Annotated in this window: 20 protein-coding genes; 19 read left to right on the top strand and 1 reads right to left on the bottom strand. The window is 32.0% G+C overall.

The window, feature by feature from the left end:
• The first annotated feature begins 12 nt into the window (after positions 1–12).
• The 19 genes from aepX (at position 13) to B5D47_RS04340 (ending at position 18,737) form a co-directional block, all read left to right on the top strand.
• Positions 13–1,311: a phosphoenolpyruvate mutase gene (gene aepX, locus B5D47_RS04425; protein WP_078930627.1), complete on the top strand. Its 1,299-nt coding sequence runs from the start codon at positions 13–15 to the stop codon at positions 1,309–1,311.
• An 11-nt stretch (positions 1,312–1,322) separates the two neighbouring features.
• Complete coding sequence (locus tag B5D47_RS04420) at positions 1,323–2,441, top strand: phosphonoacetaldehyde reductase (protein ID WP_078930626.1); 1,119 nt, start codon at positions 1,323–1,325, stop codon at positions 2,439–2,441.
• A gap of 3 nt (positions 2,442–2,444) precedes the next feature.
• The gene (gene aepY / locus B5D47_RS04415) at positions 2,445–3,560 is read left to right on the top strand and encodes a phosphonopyruvate decarboxylase (protein ID WP_078930625.1); all 1,116 of its coding nucleotides are present in this window, start codon (positions 2,445–2,447) and stop codon (positions 3,558–3,560) included.
• A gap of 5 nt (positions 3,561–3,565) precedes the next feature.
• A complete protein-coding gene (locus B5D47_RS04410) occupies positions 3,566–4,894 on the top strand; it encodes a CDP-glycerol glycerophosphotransferase family protein (protein ID WP_078930624.1) in 1,329 nt (442 codons plus the stop codon).
• A 10-nt stretch (positions 4,895–4,904) separates the two neighbouring features.
• Entirely contained in the window at positions 4,905–5,897 is a 993-nt protein-coding gene (locus B5D47_RS04405; RefSeq protein WP_078930623.1) for a glycosyltransferase family 2 protein, read from the top strand.
• Positions 5,898–5,901: 4 nt separating this feature from the next.
• Complete coding sequence (locus B5D47_RS04400; protein ID WP_078930622.1) at positions 5,902–6,840, top strand: GNAT family N-acetyltransferase; 939 nt, start codon at positions 5,902–5,904, stop codon at positions 6,838–6,840.
• 10 nt (positions 6,841–6,850) lie between these two features.
• Entirely contained in the window at positions 6,851–7,951 is a 1,101-nt protein-coding gene (locus tag B5D47_RS04395) for a DegT/DnrJ/EryC1/StrS family aminotransferase (protein ID WP_078930621.1), read from the top strand.
• Positions 7,945–8,808, top strand: coding sequence for a glycosyltransferase family 2 protein (locus B5D47_RS04390; RefSeq protein ID WP_078930620.1), 864 nt, complete (start codon positions 7,945–7,947; stop codon positions 8,806–8,808). Before B5D47_RS04395 ends, B5D47_RS04390 begins: the two co-directional genes overlap by 7 nt.
• Positions 8,809–8,812: 4 nt before the next feature.
• Positions 8,813–9,802 carry an EpsG family protein gene (locus B5D47_RS11920; protein WP_078930619.1) on the top strand — a complete coding sequence of 330 codons (990 nt, stop codon included), beginning with the start codon at positions 8,813–8,815 and terminating at the stop codon, positions 9,800–9,802.
• 1 nt (position 9,803) lies between these two features.
• Positions 9,804–10,694, top strand: a complete 891-nt coding sequence (locus tag B5D47_RS04380) for a glycosyltransferase family 2 protein (RefSeq protein WP_078930618.1) — start codon at positions 9,804–9,806, stop codon at positions 10,692–10,694.
• Positions 10,691–11,800 carry a glycosyltransferase family 4 protein gene (locus tag B5D47_RS04375; protein ID WP_078930617.1) on the top strand — a complete coding sequence of 370 codons (1,110 nt, stop codon included), beginning with the start codon at positions 10,691–10,693 and terminating at the stop codon, positions 11,798–11,800. The genes B5D47_RS04380 and B5D47_RS04375 overlap by 4 nt, the downstream gene beginning before the upstream one ends.
• Positions 11,797–12,858, top strand: a complete 1,062-nt coding sequence (locus tag B5D47_RS04370) for a DUF1972 domain-containing protein (RefSeq protein ID WP_078930616.1) — start codon at positions 11,797–11,799, stop codon at positions 12,856–12,858. Before B5D47_RS04375 ends, B5D47_RS04370 begins: the two co-directional genes overlap by 4 nt.
• A 16-nt stretch (positions 12,859–12,874) precedes the next feature.
• Entirely contained in the window at positions 12,875–13,756 is an 882-nt protein-coding gene (gene rfbA / locus B5D47_RS04365) for a glucose-1-phosphate thymidylyltransferase RfbA (protein ID WP_078930615.1), read from the top strand.
• 134 nt (positions 13,757–13,890) lie between these two features.
• Positions 13,891–14,481, top strand: a complete 591-nt coding sequence (rfbC, locus tag B5D47_RS04360; RefSeq protein WP_078930614.1) for a dTDP-4-dehydrorhamnose 3,5-epimerase — start codon at positions 13,891–13,893, stop codon at positions 14,479–14,481.
• A gap of 30 nt (positions 14,482–14,511) precedes the next feature.
• Complete coding sequence (locus B5D47_RS04355; RefSeq protein WP_078930613.1) at positions 14,512–14,865, top strand: four helix bundle protein; 354 nt, start codon at positions 14,512–14,514, stop codon at positions 14,863–14,865.
• A 35-nt stretch (positions 14,866–14,900) separates the two neighbouring features.
• On the top strand, positions 14,901–16,022 hold the full coding sequence (gene rfbB / locus B5D47_RS04350; RefSeq protein ID WP_078930612.1) for a dTDP-glucose 4,6-dehydratase: 1,122 nt from the start codon (positions 14,901–14,903) through the stop codon (positions 16,020–16,022).
• Position 16,023: 1 nt separating this feature from the next.
• Complete coding sequence (rfbD, locus tag B5D47_RS04345; RefSeq protein ID WP_078930611.1) at positions 16,024–16,911, top strand: dTDP-4-dehydrorhamnose reductase; 888 nt, start codon at positions 16,024–16,026, stop codon at positions 16,909–16,911.
• Positions 16,912–17,088, top strand: a complete 177-nt coding sequence (locus tag B5D47_RS11420; RefSeq protein ID WP_159443484.1) for a hypothetical protein — start codon at positions 16,912–16,914, stop codon at positions 17,086–17,088.
• A gap of 446 nt (positions 17,089–17,534) precedes the next feature.
• Complete coding sequence (locus tag B5D47_RS04340; RefSeq protein WP_078930610.1) at positions 17,535–18,737, top strand: ATP-binding protein; 1,203 nt, start codon at positions 17,535–17,537, stop codon at positions 18,735–18,737.
• A 623-nt stretch (positions 18,738–19,360) separates the two neighbouring features.
• Here B5D47_RS04340 and B5D47_RS11630 read toward each other — a convergent pair.
• On the bottom strand, positions 19,361–19,556 hold a 196-nt coding region (locus B5D47_RS11630; RefSeq protein ID WP_234969897.1), incomplete at its 5' end, for a hypothetical protein.

Below are 19,556 nucleotides of genomic sequence, written 5' to 3'. Positions count from 1 at the left end.
AGGAGATTTTTTATGAAAACAGTATATTGTGGCATGAGTGCGGACTTAATACATTCAGGTCATTTGAACATTATTCACGAAGCTATGAAACTTGGTGAAGTCACAGTGGGTGTATTAACAGATGAAGCCATAGCAAGTTATAAACGACTTCCATATTTGACATATGAACAGCGTGCTGAAATTGTTGAAAATATTAAAGGTGTAGCTAAAGTTGTACCTCAAACAACTTTGGATTATGTTCCTAATCTTGAAAAATTAAAACCAGATTATGTTGTACACGGTGATGACTGGCTTACAGGTGTTCAGCAGGAAACACGTCAGAGAGTCATAGACTGTATTTCAAAATGGGGTGGAAAAGTAGTTGATATTCCATATACACCAGGAATTTCATCTACAGCTCTTAATGCTGAAGTAAAGGAAATCGGTACAACTCCAGAAGTTCGCCAAAAGATGCTTCGTCGTCTTATTGCTGCAAAGCCAATTGTTCGAATCATGGAAAGTCATTCTGGTCTTACAGGACTTATTATTGAAAAAACAAAAGTTAAGGTTAACAACAAAACAGAAGAGTTTGATGGTATGTGGGCTAGTTCACTTACTGACTCTACAAGTAAAGGAAAGCCTGATATTGAGGCTGTTGACCTTACAACACGTTTACACGGATTAAATGATGCTCTTGAATGTACAACTAAACCTGTTATCTATGATGGTGATACTGGTGGCAAAATTGAACATTTTGTGTTTACAGTAAGAACTCTTGAACGTCTTGGTGTTTCTGCAGTTATTATAGAAGATAAGGTAGGTCTTAAAAAGAACTCCCTGTTTGGAACTGATGCCATTCAGACACAGGACACAATCGAAGGATTCTGTGAAAAAATTAAGGCTGGAAAACGTGCTCAGATTGCAAATGATTTTATGATTATTGCAAGATGTGAAAGTCTTATTGCTGGAAAACCTATGGAAGATGCTCTTGAAAGATGTTTTGCATATGTTGATGCAGGTGCTGACGGTATTATGATTCACAGTAAGGATAAATCTGGTGAAGATATTAAGGAATTTTGTTTGAAGTTCCGTGAAAAACATTCTTCAGTACCAATTGTTGTTGTTCCAACTACATATAATCATATTACAGAAGAAGAACTTCAGTCTTGGGGTGTAAATGTTGTTATTTATGCTAACCACATGTTGAGAAGTGCTTATCCTGCTATGGTTAATACTGCAAAATCTATTTTGACAAATCACAGATCATATGAAGCCAATGATATGTGCATGAGTATCAAAGATATTCTTGAACTTATTCCAGGAACAAAATAGAGAGTTGTGTTATGAATCAAACAATACTTAAAGCTTCTGAGAATTATAAAGAACTGGATGATTATTTTCTCTCTAATTCATACAAACATATCTTTCTAGTTTGTGATGCTGCCATAAAATTTCTGAAACTGGATTCATATTTTACTGATATAACAAAACGATTAGATATTGAAGTAACACGTTTCAGTGATTTTCAACCAAATCCTTTGTATGAATCTGTAGTAAAAGGAGTGGAGTTATTTAATAATTCCAAATGTGATGTGATTGTTGCTGTAGGCGGTGGAAGCTCAATGGATGTGGCTAAATGTATTAAGCTATATTCTAATATGAATCCGAATGAAAATTACTTGAAGCAGACAATTGTTCCAAATAATATTTCATTTCTTGCAGTTCCTACTACAGCAGGGACTGGCAGTGAGGCAACACGCTATGCTGTAATTTATTTTGAAGGAGCTAAGCAGTCTGTAACAGATTACAGTTGTATTCCTTCTACAGTATTGTTTGATTCATCTGCGTTGAAAACTTTGCCAGATTATCAGAAGAAATCGACTATGCTTGATGCATTGTGTCATTCAATTGAATCTTTCTGGTCTGTAAATTCGAATGATGAATCTAAGGAATATTCAAAAAAAGCTATCCAAATGATTTTTTCAAACAAGGATTCTTATTTGAAAAATGAGGAATTTGGGATTTCGAATATGCTTCAGGCTGCAAATCTGGCGGGAAAGGCAATTAACATAACACAGACTACAGCTGGTCACGCTATGTGTTATAAAATTACCAGCTTATATAAGATTTCTCATGGGCACGCAGCTGCTTTGTGTGTAAATAAATTATGGCCATATATGAGTTCAAATATATCTGCATGCATAGACCCAAGAGGAAAAGAATATTTAGAAAAATTATTTAATATGATTGCTGAAGCAATGGGGTATGATTCCGTTGAAAAGGCTCAGTCTGGATTTTCTGCTTTATTATCATCTTTAGGATTACCTGAAGTAAAAAATATTAAAGAGGAAGATTTTGATCTGTTGAAAAATTCAGTTAATCCAGTACGTTTGAAAAATAATCCGGTTGGATTGACTGAAGATGCTATAAATAATTTATACCACGAAATTTTAGGAAGATAGAAAATGAAAGTAGAAAAATTTTTAGAAATAATTGGTTCAGATTTTTATACTGGTGTACCTGATTCACAGTTGAAAGCATTATGTAACTATTTAATGAATACATATGGAATTGATCCCAAGCACCATATTATTGCGGCTAATGAAGGAAACTGTACAGCTTTAGCAGCTGGTTATCATTTGGCTACTGGAAAGGTTCCTGTTGTATATATGCAGAATAGTGGTGAAGGAAATATTATTAATCCTGTTGCTTCATTGTTGAATGATAAAGTTTATGCAATCCCAGTAGTGTTTGTTGTAGGATGGCGTGGAGAACCTGGTATACATGATGAACCTCAGCACATTTATCAGGGAGAAGTTACTGTAAAACTTCTTGAAGATATGGACATAAAAGCTTTTGTTGTTGGAAAAGAAACAACAGAAGATGAATTGAAGTCTGTAATGAAGGAATATAAAGCAGTTCTTGATTCTGGTAAGGATGTTGCTTTTGTAATCAGAAAGGGTGCTCTTTCATATGATGCTGAAGTTGAGTATAAAAATGATAATGTAATGGTACGTGAAGATATCATTAAACATATTATTGCTGTTACAGGGGAAGATCCAATTGTATCTACAACAGGAAAGGCAAGCCGTGAATTATTTGAAGCTCGTGTAGCTAATGGACAGAGCCATAAATATGATTTTCTGACTGTTGGTTCAATGGGGCATAGTTCTTCTATTGCTCTTGGGGTTGCTATTAATAAGCCTGAAAGAAAAATCTGGTGTGTTGATGGCGATGGTGCTGTTTTGATGCATATGGGTTCTATGGCTGTACTTGGTGCAAATGCTCCTAAAAATATGGTTCATGTAGTAATCAATAATGGTGCTCATGAAACAGTAGGTGGTATGCCAACTGTTGCAGCAAAGATTGATTTGGTAGCAATTGCAAAGGCATGTGGTTATCCAAATGCAGTTTGTGTTGATAATTTTGATGATTTGGATAAAGAACTGAAACTTGCAAAAGATAGAAATGAATTATCTTTAGTTGAAGTGAAGTGTTCTATCGGTGCAAGAGAAGATTTGGGAAGACCTACTACTACTGCTATTGAGAATAAAGAAAATTTTATGGAGTATTTAAAATAAAAATTATGAAATATTCTAAAATTCCTTTTGTACGGAAATTATATAATAAAATAAAAGCTCAAGATTCAAAAATTGATCTTTTAGAACACGAGATAATGCAAGTAGCAAAAGAAAATTTAAACCTAAGACTAAGGGTAAAGAAATTTAATAATGAAAAAATTAAAGTTGTTTTCATATGTAATCGTCCAACCGTGTGGTCAAGTCTTAATACGGTTTATGAATCTATGAAAAATGATAATGATTTTGATATAAAAATGGTAATTGTTCCATCAAAAAAACAAATTGGTACAGATGCTGCTGGTTATAATCATAATGTATTTGAAAGTGAAGGTGTTGAGGAATATTTTAAGAATTACAAGCCAATAGTTGGATATGATGTAGATAAAAAAGAATGGATTAATCTGCAAAGATTAAATCCTGATTATGTATTTCTTCAACAACCATATAACATAAAGTTGCCAGATGAGTTAAAAAGTTGGAATATATCGAAATATGCTAAACTGTGTTATGTAGCTTATTATGCATTTTTTCAAAATAATGAAACTAATTTTATTAATGATGATTGCACTCCAATTGATTATCTTAAGAATCTTTCATTTTATTTTGCACAAAATGATGAGGATTATCATTTTATTACAAATAAATTAAAGATTAATGGAATTAATACAGTAGATGTCATTAAATCCGGATTTCCAAGATATGATAACGAAAATATAAATAAAAGAAGTGATTCGGATTTAATAACATGGAAGAGTGGTTGTAAACCAGCTTTCAAGGTTTTATGGACACCTCGATGGTGTACAAATGAGAATAATTGTCATTTTTTTGACTATAAGGATAAAATATTAAATTTTTTTGAAAATAATGTTGAATATGATTTGATGTTTAGACCTCATCCACAAGCTTTTATTAATTGGATAGCAACGGGAATGATGTCAGAGGCTGAGATTAGGAATTTAAAGAAACGATTTGAAATTAGTTTAAATATGACATTAGATGAGGAATTTGAATATTTACCTAATTTTTATGCTTCCGATTGCTTGATCACAGATACTTCAAGTATTGTAGATGATTATTTTCTTACTGGTAAACCTATAATTTATTGTCATAAAGAAAATAGTTTGAATTCATTTGCCAAGAATAAAGGTTATACGAAAGGTTTTTATTGGGTAGAAAATTGGAATGAATTAGAGAGTACGATAAAAATGTTAAAAAATGGGAATGATCCCTTAAAAAAGGTAAGGCAAGAATTGATTCAGAAATGTTATTATAGGCCAGATGGGGGGTCTGGGGTATTTATTAAAAATTGTATAAAGGAAGATTTTTACAAATAGGATTAATAGAATGGAAACAGCATTGACCATAATAATGTCAAATTATAATCAGGAAAAATATATAGCTGAAGCTATTGATTCTGTATTGATGCAGAAAGTTAATTTTAAATATCAATTACTAATCACTGATGATAATTCAACAAAAGATAAGAGCTTGGAAATAATTAGGGAATATGAAAATAAATATCCCGATAAAATAAAGGTTTTGTATAATAAGGAAAATGGAAAGTATCTAACAAATATTCTTAGAGCTAAAGCGATAACAAAGACTCCATATTTTTGTTTATTGGATGCGGATGATTATTGGTCAGATGATGGTTATTTACAAAGGGCATATGATTTTTTAGAAAAAAATCCTGATTATGTAATATATTATGAGAATATAAATAAATTATATTCTGATAATTCATTTGAACCATATATAAAATCAAAGATCAAAACTTGTTCATATGATATAAATGATTATTTAAATGATAAACTTCCTGTTGTACAAACAACAGGGCAATTTTATCGTAATGTTATTTTTATAAACGGAATACCTGAAATTATGACTAGTGCAGTTGGGACTGTTTCAGAAAGATCTTTTGAAGGTGATTATGATAGATTTATAATGCATCTTAAGTATGGAAAAGTTTATTTTAATAATAGAATTTGTGGTGTCTATAGAATTTTGCCTAATGCAGGAATTTGGGCAAAGTTAAATATAGTTGAAAAGCATTTAATTCAAATGCAATCATTGTATGACTATAATAGATATTATAATGATGAATATAAATCTTTTTTTGTAAATAAAATGTATTATGAGTTAAGAGAAATCTTAAAAAAATTTACTGATTGTTACTTAAATTTTGACACTTTTAAATTAAAAGAGGAAGAACTTAAACAATTAAATAATTTATATGATTATTTAATATGTAATAAAAAAAATATTAATTTTCCTAAGAAAAAAATATATGATTTTACAATAAAAGAGATAATTAAGAAAATATTAAGGCGAAGTTAAAAAAATGATAGTTATACGACAATATAATAAAGATACAGATTTTGATATCTGGAATAATTTTGTAGTAGGTGCAAAAAATAGTCTTTTTATGCATGATCGCAACTTTATGGATTATCATGCAGATAGATTTGTTGACAATTCATTAATGTTTTTTGATGACGAAGACTTGCTTGCACTTTTGCCATGCAATAAAAAAGATAATGTGTTGTATAGTCACGGCGGTCTTACATATGGTGGATTCATTACAGATACATCTATGAAACAACACAAAATGCTGGATTGTTTTGAAGTACTTAAAGAATATATGAAGCAAAATGGGTTTAAGTCTATTATTTATAAGACTATTCCATATTGTTATGATACAAATGCCAGTCAGGAAGATTTGTATGCTTTGTTCCGCAATAATGCGAAAGTTCTAAAAATTGAAGCATCTACTCTTGTAGATTTTATGTATCCAATAAAAATGCCAAAGGGGCGAAAAGCTCAGATTGGCAGAGCGAAACGAGAAGGTGTAACTATTGAACTTAGTACAGATTATGAGTCCTTTATTGAACTCGAAAATCAAGTATTAAGTGAACATCATAATACAAAAGCTGTTCATACAGGTGCAGAGCTTACAAAACTTCATAATAACTTTCCTGATAAGATTGAGCTTTATGCTGCGATGTATCAGGGGAAGATGATAGCAGGAACTGTAGTATTTGTATACAACAATGTTATACATACTCAATACATGGCGGCAAATCCTATTGCTAGAGAAATTGGTGCTTTGGATTATGCTGTAAGTGAAGTTATCGCAAAATATAAAGAGAGCAAACGCTATCTTGATTTTGGAATCTCTACAGAAGAAGCTGGCCAGATATTAAATGAGGGGTTGATAAGTCAAAAAGAGGGTTTTGGTGGACGAACCATTGCTTATCAGACTTGGCAATTAGATATATAGGAGTATTGATATGACAGTACCTTTTTTAAGTTTAAAAGATGTAACAGATAAATATTCAAATGAGATTCACGAAGCTGCTTTACGTGTAATTGACAGTGGATGGTATCTTCAGGGAAAAGAAAACGAGCAGTTTGAAGCAGATTATTCAAAATATATTGGTACAAAATATACGGTTGGCTGTGCAAACGGTTTAGATGCTCTTATCTGGATCTTTAGAGCCTACATAGAACTTGGTGTTATGCAACCTGGCGATGAAGTAATTGTTCCTGCAAATACTTACATAGCTACAATTCTTGCAATAACAGAAAACGGCCTTGTTCCAGTTTTGGTAGAACCAAGTATTAATACTCTGCAAATTGATGATTCATTAATAGAAGAAAAAATTACTGCAAAAACAAAAGCTATTTGTATAGTTCATCTTTACGGACAGTGTGCATATACAGATGAAATTGGACAGTTGTGTAAAAAATACGGTCTCAAACTTATTGAAGATAATGCGCAAGCTCACGGATGTATATTCAATGGTAAAAAAACAGGCTCTCTTGGTGATGCTGCTGGTCATAGTTTTTATCCAGGAAAAAATCTTGGTGCTCTTGGCGATGCGGGTGCTGTTACAACTAATGATGAAGAACTTGCTAATGCAATAAGAAGCCTTGCAAATTATGGCTCAAGTAAGAAATATGTGTTTAGATATACAGGACGTAATAGCCGTCTTGATGAAATACAGGCAGCAATCCTTGATGTAAAACTTAAGCATCTAGATGAAGATGTTGCAATTCGTAAAAGTGTAGCAAAGCGATATATTGAAGAAATTAAAAATCCAAAAGTTACATTACCAAAAATAATAGATTGGAATCAGCATGTATTCCATTTATTCCCAATTATATGTTATAATCGAGATGAGTTGCAAAAGTATCTTACTGAAAAAGGTATTGGTACAAATATTCACTATCCAATTCCTCCTCACAAACAGGAATGCTATAAAGAATGGAACGGTATTAATTTGCCTGTGACTGAAAAAATTCATAATACAGAATTAAGTATTCCAATGAGTCCTTGTTTGACAGATGAACAGATACAGTACGTAATAGATAGCGTAAATGAATGGTAAGATGGATTAATAAGATGGGAAGACAAATATCTAATCCTTTAGTTTCTATTTGTGTTATTACATATAATTCATGTAAATATATTTTAGAAACATTAGAAAGTGTAAAAAAACAAACTTACAGTAATATAGAACTTATAGTATCAGATGATGGATCAATCGATGATACTATTTTAGTTGTAAAAGAATGGATTGAAAATAATAAGCAAAGGTTTAAGAATACAAAAGTAATTACTGTTAAAAAAAATACAGGAGTAACTGGAAATTGTAATAGGGCTTATAAAAGTGCATCTGGAATTTATATAAAAGATATTGCGGATGATACTTTGGAGCCTACCTATATTGAAGAGTGTGTAAATTTTTTTTCTCAAAATTCAGAGTGCAAAGTATTGTTTACAAAAATGAATTATTTTTATTCCGAGGAAATATTTGATTTTAAGCAACCGCTAATTGATGAAACCTTTTTTTCACTTTCAGCTGAAAATCAACTAGAAAATATAAAAAAAAATAATTTACCTCAATATCCAACACCAGCTGTAATCTATAATAGAAGTGTATTTGAGGATATTGGTTTTTTTGATGAAAGGATTCCTATGTGGGAAGATGGACCGTTCTATTTTAAGCTTGCACAAAATAAAATAAAAGTTTATTTATTGGATAAAAAACTTGTCAATTATCGATTACTTTCTGGTTCTTTGTCAAATAGTTTTTCTGTAACAATGAAGAAATCTGTTGCTTTGTTTTACATTTATTATAAGTTTAAACAAGATTTTGAATATAAACCTATAAAAGCTCTTCTTAAATATATTAAATATTTTTTTGGATATTATGTTTTATACAAATTGAAGGTATTTAAATAAAAATATGGATAAATTGCTGATTAAAACAAGAAGTAAAAAAATATATATATCTTCAATGTTTGTGTTTTTGTTTTCAGTAATAGTTGCTTATCAGCTATTAGGAGAAAGTCTGGATTATGCTAATTATGTTGACATTTTTTCTGACACTAAACATAGAATAGAACCTATTTGGATGTTGTTACGTTTATCAAAGTTGTATATTGGATTTTCATTACCGACATTGTTTTTCTTTACAACTTTTTTTTCATTACAATCTAAATTCAATTTTTATTATGAAAGTTGTGAGAAATATTATTTATTTTTAATTGCTAGTTATATTTTTACTTATTTTTGGATTCATGAATATACTCAATTTAGGGTTACATTTGCCTTAGCAACTTTTGTATATTCATATAAAATACAAGACAATAAAATTAAGTTGTTGTTGATGTTTTGTGTGTGTTTACTTATGCATTATTCATGTATTGTATTATTTCCATTGTTATTTTTTTTAAATTTCAAAAAGAAAGGTACATATGTAATAATTCCTGTTTCTTTGTTTATTATAGCTATTTTATTTTCAAATAGGCTGAGGAATCCAAGTTTCTGGTTTGAATTATTTTCGAGAATAAATATGGAATTTTTTACTGTTGTTATTATGGCAAAACTCGGAAATACGTTAGATTTTACAGTTTTTAATAAACTATACTTACTTTTATTCATACTGTTTATTACAAGTTACTATACTGGAATAAAGAATCGAAGGGAACCAGATAGATTGTTTTACTTTTGTTTTAAACTAACTTCATATTCTTTATCATTGTTTTATTTTTTTGCGCTTACGCCTTTTCCTGTAATGGCTTTTCGTTTTTCGGAATTCTTTTTACCATTTTCATTAGTGTTATTAATTAAGAATATTGATTATATAAAGGAAAAATATATATATTTAATTTTTATATTTATATATATATTTATGGTTTCTTTAAAAATGCTAACTTCTACAGGACGGTTATAAAATGAAAATTATTGCTTTAATAGTTACATATAAACCTAAGAAAGAACAGGTCAAATCTTGTATAAATAGTCTTATAAGTCAGGTTTCTGAAATAGTTGTAGTGAATAATGATTCATCTCCTATATCGTGGATAAACAATACAGAAAAAATAAAGATAATTGAGCTTGGGGAAAATTTTGGAATTGCTTATGCACAAAATATAGGTATAGAATATTCACTAGATAAGGGATATGACTATGTTCTATTAAGTGATCAGGATACAGTTTTTCCTGATGATTATGTATTCAAGATGGAAAAAGCTATTTTAGATAATAAGAGATATAAAGTTGCTGTCTTTTCACCTTACTTCTTTGATTTAACAAAAAATGAGTATCAAACATTAATGAAAAATAAATTTGATAGTTTTTCTTGTGATAATAGTAAATCTTATTATGAAGTTGAACATGTAATAGCGTCCGGAATGGTAATTCCAAGGGAAGTTTTAGAAGATGTTGGAAAAATGGATGAAAATTTATTTATTGATTGGGTAGATAATGAATGGTGTTGGAGAGCTAAAGATAAAGGATATAAGATAATTACTTGTTCGAATATAATCATAAAACATAATCTAGGAGATACACCTAAAGTATTCTGTGGAAAAAAATATACTCTACGAAGTGCTATCAGATATTACTATATTGTTAGAAATGCGTCTTATTTAAAAAATTCCTTGTATTTTAGCAGCAATGATAAAAGAAGAATGAAAAAAAGAATTTTTAAAATGATTTGTGGAATTATTATCTTGACAAGATTCAATCACAAAAATATACGTTATGTAAAAATGGCTTTGTATGATGCAAAACACCTGAGAATGGGTAAGTTTAATAGTGATAATTTTTGGAGTGATGTATGAAAAAAATTCTATTTATTTCAAACCATGCAGGTTTTTCAAAATTTAATGCACCATATATGCAATGGTTTCATGAACAGGGATGGCAAGTTGATAATGTTTCACCTGGTATTGAGACGGGCTATTATGATAATCAGTATGATTTACCTATAAGTAGATCACCGTATTCTTTCTCAAATTTAATAGCATTAATACAACTTAGAAAAATATGTAAATCGAATCAATATGATTTAATACATTGTCATACTCCTGTAGGAGGAGTTCTGGGAAGGCTATGTTTAGATAAGCAATTAAAAAAGACAACAAAGATTATTTATACAGCTCATGGATTCCACTTTTTTAAAGGATCTTCAAAAATTACATGGATTCTCTTTTATCCAATTGAAAAGTTGTTATCAAAAAAAACGGATTGTATCGTAACTATAAATGATGAAGATTTTGATATTGCAAGTAGAAAATTTCATACTACAATAAGAAAAATTGATGGCGTTGGAGTTAATCTAAATAGATTTAAGCCTATAACACAGCAAGAGAGAATAAATGTAAGGAAACATATTGGTTTTCAAGAACAAGATTTTATTATTGTTTATTGTGCGCAATTTATTCCTAGAAAAAATCATAAATTTCTTATTGATAAGATGAAAATATTAAAAGAAATTATTCCTAATATAAGGTTGTGCTTGTTTGGAAGTGGAGAACTAGAAGAAAATATAAAGAAATATGTAGATCATAACGACCTTACAAATATAGTAAAATTTTTAGGATATAGAAAAGATGCTGAAAAACTCTATGCAATGTCAGATTTATTGGTATCGACGTCTCTGCAGGAAGGGTTTCCTATAAACTTAGTTGAAGGAATGGCGTGTGGATTACCTATTGTTGTTTCTAATATCCGTGGACATAGAGATATTGTTGGTTATGCAAATAATAATATCCTTTTCAATTTTGAAGATGATTCTTTTGAGAAAGCAATTTTAAAATTTTATAATAATCAACAGTTAATGTATAAAGTAGGGGAAGAAAATATTAAAAAATCTGAGCACTTTTCTGTACAGAATTCTCTTAAAAGTATGGAGATTATTTACAGAGAAGTAATGGGAACATTATGAAGAAAGTATCAATTATTGGAACAGTAGGTGTGCCTGCCTGTTATGGTGGATTTGAATCCTTGGTAGAAAATATACTGGATTACACTCCGTCTGATATTGAATATATAGTTTTTTGTACTTCTAAAAAGTATGAAACAAAACTTGAATCATATAAAGGTGCAAAACTTAAATATCTTGATTTAAACGCTAATGGTAAAGACAGTATTATGTATGATTATAAATCAATGAAAATGTCATTAGATGCTGATATTATGCTCATTCTTGGCGTTAGTGGTTGTATGTTTCTTCCATTTATTAAGAGAAAGTTTAAGGGCAAGATTATAACAAATATAGATGGTCTTGAATGGAAAAGAGATAAATGGAATTTTCTTGCAAAATGGCTACTTCATTATTCAGAAAAGATGGCTGTAAAATATTCTGATATTGTAATTGGTGATAATAAAGGAATTACAGATTATGTAAAAGAAGCATATAAAAAAGATGCCGTTCTTATTGCTTATGGTGGAGATCATGTAAGTAAAATCAATGATGATTCTTTGTATAAAATATATCCTTTCTGCAAGAATCCTTATTCTGTAACTGTTTGTAGAATTGAGCCAGAAAATAATATTCATATAATTCTTGAAGCATTTTCAAAAATGCCAGAAAATCAGCTTGTAATGGTTGGAAACTGGAAAAATGGAGAATATGGTTCTGAGATGAAAGATAAGTATTCAAAATTTGAGAATATTCATTTATTAGATCCAATTTATGAAAGTCATACAATTAATTGGATTCGAAGTAATGCATCAGTATATATTCATGGTCATAGTGCTGGTGGAACAAATCCTTCTTTAGTTGAAGCCATGAATTTTGGATTGCCAATTTTAGCTTTTGATTGTGTTTACAATAAATCTACAACTCAAAATGAATGTCTTTATTGGAAAAAATCAGAGGATATTATTTTATTAATGAATGATAAAAGTAATTATGAAAAAATTGCTACTAAAATGAAAGAAATTGGATCTAAAGAATATTCTTGGAAAAAAATAGCAGAACAGTATAATAGTTTATATTAAGTACGGAGAATAAAGTATGAAAGGCATTATCTTAGCTGGCGGCTCAGGCACCCGCCTATATCCAATTACAAAAGCAGTTTCAAAACAGATTCTGCCAATTTATGACAAACCAATGATTTATTATCCATTGTCATGTCTCATGCTTGCTGGTATTCGTGAAGTTTTAATTATTTCTACTCCACGCGACCTTCCAACATTCAAAGAACTTTTTGGTGATGGTTCTTGGCTTGGAATGCATTTTGAATATGCAGTACAGGATAAACCTCGTGGTCTTGCAGATGCCTTTGTAGTAGGAAAAGATTTTATTGGTAATGATGATGTTGCACTTGTTCTAGGTGATAATATTTTCTACGGTCAGAGTTTCACTGCTACACTAAAATCTGCAGCTAAAAAAGTATCAGACCAGCGTGGTGCTGTAATCTTTGGTTATTACGTTGCTGATCCAACTGCTTACGGCGTAGTTGAGTTTGATAAAGACGGAAATGCACTTGGAATTGAAGAAAAACCAGCAAATCCAAAATCAAATTATGCTGTCCCTGGGCTTTACTTTTATGACAATTCGGTTGTTGAAATTGCTGCAAATGTAAAACCTAGTGCTCGTGGTGAAATTGAGATTACTGCTGTAAATAATGAATATCTTGCTCGAAAACAGCTAAAAGTAGAACTTCTTGGTCGTGGTATGGCTTGGCTTGATACTGGAACTTATGAAGGTCTTCAGGAAGCAGGAAATTTTGTTGCTACTATTCAGAAACGTCAGGGATTCTATGTTGCTTGTCTTGAAGAAATTGCTTACAACAATAAATGGATTACAAAAGAACAGCTTCTTGAAATGGCTAAGGGATATAAAACTGAATATGGTCGTTATCTTGAGTTTATTGCGAATATGAACATTAATTAGGAATGAGGAGTGAGGAATTAGGATAACTGTTTAATTAGGAATTAGGAAGTAGGAATGAGGAATTGGAGACAACCTTAATTCATCATTCCTGACTCTTCTTTCCTAATTCAACCTTCCTAATTCCTAAGTTAAATATGGCTTTTGAGTTTAAGAAATGTGATATTGAAGGATTGTACGAAATCCAGCCAAAAATCTTTGGAGATAACCGTGGATATTTTTTGGAGACTTATTCTGAAAAGGATTTCTTTGAAGCTGGTCTTACAATGAAGTTTGTTCAGGATAATCAGTCTAAGTCTACAAAGAATGTTTTACGTGGACTTCATTTTCAGACAAAACATCCACAGGGAAAACTTGTTCGTGCTTTGGAAGGTAAAGTTTACGATGTGGCTGTAGACCTCCGTTTGGGAAGTGCAACTTTTGGAAAGTATTACGGTGTTATTCTTGATAGCGAAAAGCAGAATATGTTCTATATTCCAGAAGGCTTTGCACACGGATTCTGCGTTCTGACTGAAACTGCAACTTTTGCTTATAAATGTACAGATTTTTACCATCCAGAAGATGAAGGGGGCTTGATGTGGAATGATCCTACAATAGGAATTGACTGGGAATCAATTCTTCCGGGTATCACATCAAATGCAAATCTTAGCGAAAAAGATAAAAAACATGCACCTTTTAGTTTAGAAAAAAAATATTTTGATTTAAATGCTAAATGGATAGGGGAATAATTAGGAGTGAGGAATTAGGAAGTAGGAATTATGAGTGATAATATTTTACTTGATAAGTCCAAAGCTTTTGCTCTTCGAATAATTAAGATGTATAAATATCTTACGGAAGAGAAAAAAGAATATATACTTTCTAAACAAGTTCTTCGTTCTGGAACTAGCATTGGTGCTAATGCAAGAGAAGCTTCTAGAGGTCAATCTAAGGCTGATTTTTATGCAAAGTTATACATCTCTTTGAAAGAAGCGGATGAAACACAATATTGGTTGGAACTGCTTTATGAAAGTGGTTATCTTCCTGAAAAAGAATACAAAACTATTTATGAGGAATGCGAAGAGTTGGTTAGACTTCTAGTTTCTATTACAAAGAATCAAAAAAAGAATTCCTAATTCCTCCTTCCTAATTCCTAATTTAAGGAGTTTATATGAGAAAACTTAAGAACATATTAATAACTGGCGGTGCAGGCTTTATTGGCTGTAACTTTATCCACTACTTATTTGGTCTTTCAAATTCTGGAACAGACTTATTTGGTGATGCAAACTTTACTGGTAACGTAGTAAATGCAGACTGCCTTACATACGCAGGAAACCTTGAGTCCCTTAAAGATGTAGAAGAGAAATTTGGTGGAAAAAGATATTTCTTTGAGAAAGTTGACATCTGTGACCGTGCAGAAATTGAACGAATCTTCAAACAGTATGATATCGACACTGTAATTCACTTTGCTGCTGAAAGTCATGTTGACCGTTCTATTCTTGGTCCAGAAGCTTTCATGAAGACAAACGTAATGGGAACTTACACTTTGCTTGATGTTGCCCGCAATTACTGGAAATGTTCTCTGGACAATATTCGTGACGATGTTCTTTTCCATCACATTTCCACTGATGAAGTTTATGGTTCTCTTGGTGAAACTGGATATTTCTTAGAAACAACACCTTATGATCCTCGTTCTCCATATTCTTCTTCAAAGGCAAGTTCTGACCACATTGTAATGGCGTATTATCACACTTATGGTCTTCCAATCACTTTGTCTAACTGTACAAACAACTATGGTCCATTCCAGTTCCCAGAAAAACTTCTTCCATTGATGATTTCTAATATCAAGAATGGCAAGAATCTACCTGTATATGGAAAAGGAGATAATATCCGCGACTGGATTTATGTTGAAGACCATAATCGTGGTGTTTGGGAAATCGTAAACAAGTCTCCAGCTGGTGAAAAATGGAATCTTGGTGGTGAAAACGAATGGCAGAATATCAAACTTTTGAATGAAGTAATTGATTTGACATCAAAGGAAATCGGTAAGTCTGCTGAAGAAGTTCGTGCAACTATCACTTATGTAAAAGATCGTCCAGGTCATGACAAGCGTTATGCCATTGATTGTACAAAAGCAAAAACTCAGCTTGGTTGGGAAAGAAAAATGACTTTTAAACAGGGCTTGCTTGCAACTATTAAATGGTATTTGAATCATGAAGAATGGATGAATCATATTCTTTCTGGTGATTACAAAAACTGGGTTGCAAAAAATTATACAGAACAAGGTAGATAATATGATTTGGGTAATCGGTTATAAGGGGATGCTTGGCAGTGAAATCTGTCGGCAACTAGGTGAAAACAACATTCAATTTGTAAGAACTGATGTTGATGTAGATATAACAGATATTGAAGCATTGGATCAATTTGCTAAATGTTGGGCTGTGACTTGGATAATTAATTGTGCAGCGTATACTGCTGTTGATAAAGCTGAATCTGATATAGAATTAGCCCACAAGCTTAATGTTGAGGGACCAGAAAATATAGCTAAGGTTGCAAAAAAATATGGTGCAAGATTAATTCATATATCTACAGATTATGTCTTTGATGGTACAGGTGACACTCCTCGTACTGAAGATATGCCTGTTGCTCCGATTGGTGTTTACGGTGTAACAAAGGCTAAAGGAGAAGAAGCTGTACGAAATAATACTGATAAATATTATATCCTTCGTACTGCATGGCTTTACGGTTGGGCAGGAAAAAACTTTGTTTATACCATGATTCGAGCAATGAATACTCACGATGCAGTGAAGGTTGTCAATGACCAGAAAGGAACTCCAACTTTTGCAGGAGACCTTGCAAATGTAATTCTCACAATCATTTCAAAAAAGGGAACTGTTCCTTACGGAATCTACCACTGTACAGATCTTGGTGAAATTACATGGTGGGATTTTACAAACGAAATCAAAAAGCAGGGAATAGAAAAGGGCTTGGTAACAAACAAGGAATGTGTTGTGAACCCTTGTACTACTGATGAGTATCCGACTCCGGCAAAACGTCCTGCTTATTCTGTTTTGAGTAAAGATAAGATTCAGAATGCTTTGGGGATAACTCTTCCTGATTGGAAGGAGAGTCTGTCAAAATTTTTACACTCAGAATTATTTGATAAATCAAGAATAGAATAATTGGTAAAAAAAGGGGCTGTTCAGACTTCAGTTGATGTTGAGCCTTTTTGTAAAAAAAATTGGATAGAATTGTCAGCAGAAGATTATTTTTGTGAGCAAGGAAATATTACAAAATTATATGGCTGGATTCTTTCTTTGATACTCGCTCAAAAAAAGAATGAAAAGTTGACAAAATAGGTATAGGCGTGTATATTTAAATAAACGGGGACGCAAAGCAAATGAGCGACCGCCTCCGTTGAGTTTTAGTGAAAACCCGCCTAGAGTTGGAAGCTGAGGGCGGGTTTTTTTATGCTCTTAAGTCCTATTTTATTAGGAAGGTGAGCAAGTCTATAACAATTGCGATGATTGCAATGACAAGCATTGCTTTTTCGTATTTTGTCACAGACGGGCTCTAAAATGCGCTATTTAGTCAACACAAAATTTTTACAGGTTTAAGGTAGATGTCCTCGTACTTGAGACTTCTCCAAAGACGCTCAATTCTGATGTTGTCTGCTCCTTTTTCTGTGTTGTTTTACGTGCTCATTTTACATTTCTGAATAATTGCCAGCTTCAATAGTGATTTTATAAGTACGGAGATTTAAACTGTTACTTGAAATCTCCGTACTTTTATATATAATTAAGACATGATTAAGCGACGAATTTCTCAGGACTTAAAAATTGGTATGGAGGAATATCCTGCTGTTACTCTTTTTGGACCAAGACAGTGTGGAAAAACGACAATTGCAAAAGAATTATTTCCATCGTATTCCTACGCAAATTTGGAAGATTCGCAAACTAGGCTTCTTGCAGAAACTGATTATCAGGAATTTTTTACGAAATTCCCAGAACCTGTGATTATCGATGAAATTCAGAGAGTACCGGAACTGCTTTCTGCAATTCAGGTTCGTATTGATTTGAATCATAAGGCCGGTCAGTACTTGATTACAGGAAGTCAGCAGATACCGTTAAAAAATGCAGTGGCACAATCTCTTGCAGGCAGAACCCTTGTGATGAATATGCTTCCACTTTCACTGGCCGAATTGTCTGATGCTGGAATTAATCTTGACCGTGACACTCAGCTTGTTGCAGGATTTATGCCTTTTATGTATAAGGAAAAAGGACATGCTCCGTCGGATTATTATAGAAGTTACATTGATACATATTTGGAACGGGATATTGCCGGTATAAATGCCGTTCAGGATTTGTCCAAGTTCAGAATTTTCTTGACGCTGTTGGCAGGCAGGGTGGGGCAGCTTGTAAATAATTCATCGCTTTCTGTTGAAGTTGGAGTCAGCAGCACTACCATAGGGTACTGGCTTTCTATTTTAGAAGCTTCGCATATTATTTTTAAGCTTCAGCCTTGGTATGCATCTCGTTCAAGTCAAGTAGTAAAAACTCCGAAAGTATATTTTTGCGATACAGGACTTTTGGCGAGCCTTCTTGGAATAGAAACTCCTTCCCAAATGCTCAGGGATCCGCTTCTTGGAAACGTTTTTGAAAATATGGTTGTGCTTGAAGCTTTAAAAGAATCTCTTAATTCAACAGTTGCCAAAAATCTTTATTTTTTCAGAAATAGCAACGGACTGGAAATTGACCTTTTGGAAAAGCAAGGAGAATTTTTGTCTTTGTTTGAAATTAAAAGCGGAAAATCTCTTGATAAAAAATTTATCCGAAGCATTAAGAATTTTAGAATGCACTATCCTGACTTACAGGGAAATGATGTTCCTGGTACTGTAATTTATTCTGGTGAAGATGTTCCTTCATTTGATGGTGTGTCTTTTGTAAATTACAAAAAAACGGCAAGCCTTTTTTCTTCCAGGAAAGAAAAGTTTCGGTTAGAGTTTTAAGGGATGCAAGTGTTTTTCTTTTCTATTATATATATTTTATCTAATTGAAATTAGTCAAATCATAATTAGATAGAATATGTGGCAGTGATTGGAAAGGCTGGCACAGCCTGTTCCGAAGCGTAGCAGAAAAATCATTTATTCAAGTGGTGCATTGTTGATAACTGTGAAAGGCATGATTCAGGGTGTGAAGAAAATGGCAGAGATTATAAAAAGTTGATGTGATTTGAATGTTTGGTATTAAAGTAACCGTCAAACGAACCCTATTATACAACATTAACAAAGCAGCATAAACTTCTACCCATGGTGGTAGAAAATGAAATCATTATTAAGCAAAGACGAAAAAACAAAACTGCTGGAAACTCTCTCTATGCCAATATAGTTGTCGCCTAGAGAGGTGGCAAAATGAAATATACAACAAGTTTTAGGAACTCGGTGTTGAAGAAGATTCTTCCGCCGTCAAATCGGAGTGTAACTTCAGTTTCGAAGGAAACAGGAGTTGCTGTAGTAACAATAAACAACTGGCTAGGGGAGGCTGCTAATCATAGGATTTGCAGCCTTTTTTTAATTAGGATTTTCTTTGACTATTTGTGTAAAATACACTATATTTATATAGTAATCTGAATTCAGGAGGTATTTAAAATGACATTACGTGTAGTTTTGCGGATTGTGTCAAATTTAGTTCGCAATTTCATTCCTGAAAAAAGCCATAAATCCATCATGCTGCGTTGATTATTCCGCGTGAAAAGCACCATCAAATTCAAATTTGAGCAACAGCAATTCACGCGTGGAGCACCACTAATATTTAGTAGAGCACCAAAA

The sequence above is a fragment of the Treponema berlinense genome, from assembly GCF_900167025.1.
In the GTDB taxonomy this organism is placed as follows: domain Bacteria; phylum Spirochaetota; class Spirochaetia; order Treponematales; family Treponemataceae; genus Treponema_D; species Treponema_D berlinense.
Note: the sequence above shows the minus strand (reverse complement) of the source record. Positions and strands in the feature narration are given on the sequence as shown.

What these genes read in the sequence shown, in the direction of transcription:
- B5D47_RS04400 (WP_078930622.1), top strand. Translation starts at nt 5,902, where the DNA reads ATGATAGTTATACGACAATATAATAAAGATACAGATTTTGATATCTGG.
- aepY (WP_078930625.1), top strand. Translation starts at nt 2,445, where the DNA reads ATGAAAGTAGAAAAATTTTTAGAAATAATTGGTTCAGATTTTTATACT.
- rfbC (WP_078930614.1), top strand. Translation starts at nt 13,891, where the DNA reads ATGGCTTTTGAGTTTAAGAAATGTGATATTGAAGGATTGTACGAAATC.
- aepX (WP_078930627.1), top strand. Translation starts at nt 13, where the DNA reads ATGAAAACAGTATATTGTGGCATGAGTGCGGACTTAATACATTCAGGT.
- rfbD (WP_078930611.1), top strand. Translation starts at nt 16,024, where the DNA reads ATGATTTGGGTAATCGGTTATAAGGGGATGCTTGGCAGTGAAATCTGT.
- B5D47_RS04405 (WP_078930623.1), top strand. Translation starts at nt 4,905, where the DNA reads ATGGAAACAGCATTGACCATAATAATGTCAAATTATAATCAGGAAAAA.
- B5D47_RS04390 (WP_078930620.1), top strand. Translation starts at nt 7,945, where the DNA reads ATGGTAAGATGGATTAATAAGATGGGAAGACAAATATCTAATCCTTTA.
- B5D47_RS04420 (WP_078930626.1), top strand. Translation starts at nt 1,323, where the DNA reads ATGAATCAAACAATACTTAAAGCTTCTGAGAATTATAAAGAACTGGAT.
- rfbA (WP_078930615.1), top strand. Translation starts at nt 12,875, where the DNA reads ATGAAAGGCATTATCTTAGCTGGCGGCTCAGGCACCCGCCTATATCCA.
- B5D47_RS04410 (WP_078930624.1), top strand. Translation starts at nt 3,566, where the DNA reads ATGAAATATTCTAAAATTCCTTTTGTACGGAAATTATATAATAAAATA.
- B5D47_RS04355 (WP_078930613.1), top strand. Translation starts at nt 14,512, where the DNA reads ATGAGTGATAATATTTTACTTGATAAGTCCAAAGCTTTTGCTCTTCGA.
- B5D47_RS04370 (WP_078930616.1), top strand. Translation starts at nt 11,797, where the DNA reads ATGAAGAAAGTATCAATTATTGGAACAGTAGGTGTGCCTGCCTGTTAT.
- B5D47_RS04395 (WP_078930621.1), top strand. Translation starts at nt 6,851, where the DNA reads ATGACAGTACCTTTTTTAAGTTTAAAAGATGTAACAGATAAATATTCA.
- B5D47_RS11920 (WP_078930619.1), top strand. Translation starts at nt 8,813, where the DNA reads ATGGATAAATTGCTGATTAAAACAAGAAGTAAAAAAATATATATATCT.
- rfbB (WP_078930612.1), top strand. Translation starts at nt 14,901, where the DNA reads ATGAGAAAACTTAAGAACATATTAATAACTGGCGGTGCAGGCTTTATT.
- B5D47_RS04380 (WP_078930618.1), top strand. Translation starts at nt 9,804, where the DNA reads ATGAAAATTATTGCTTTAATAGTTACATATAAACCTAAGAAAGAACAG.
- B5D47_RS04375 (WP_078930617.1), top strand. Translation starts at nt 10,691, where the DNA reads ATGAAAAAAATTCTATTTATTTCAAACCATGCAGGTTTTTCAAAATTT.
- B5D47_RS04340 (WP_078930610.1), top strand. Translation starts at nt 17,535, where the DNA reads ATGATTAAGCGACGAATTTCTCAGGACTTAAAAATTGGTATGGAGGAA.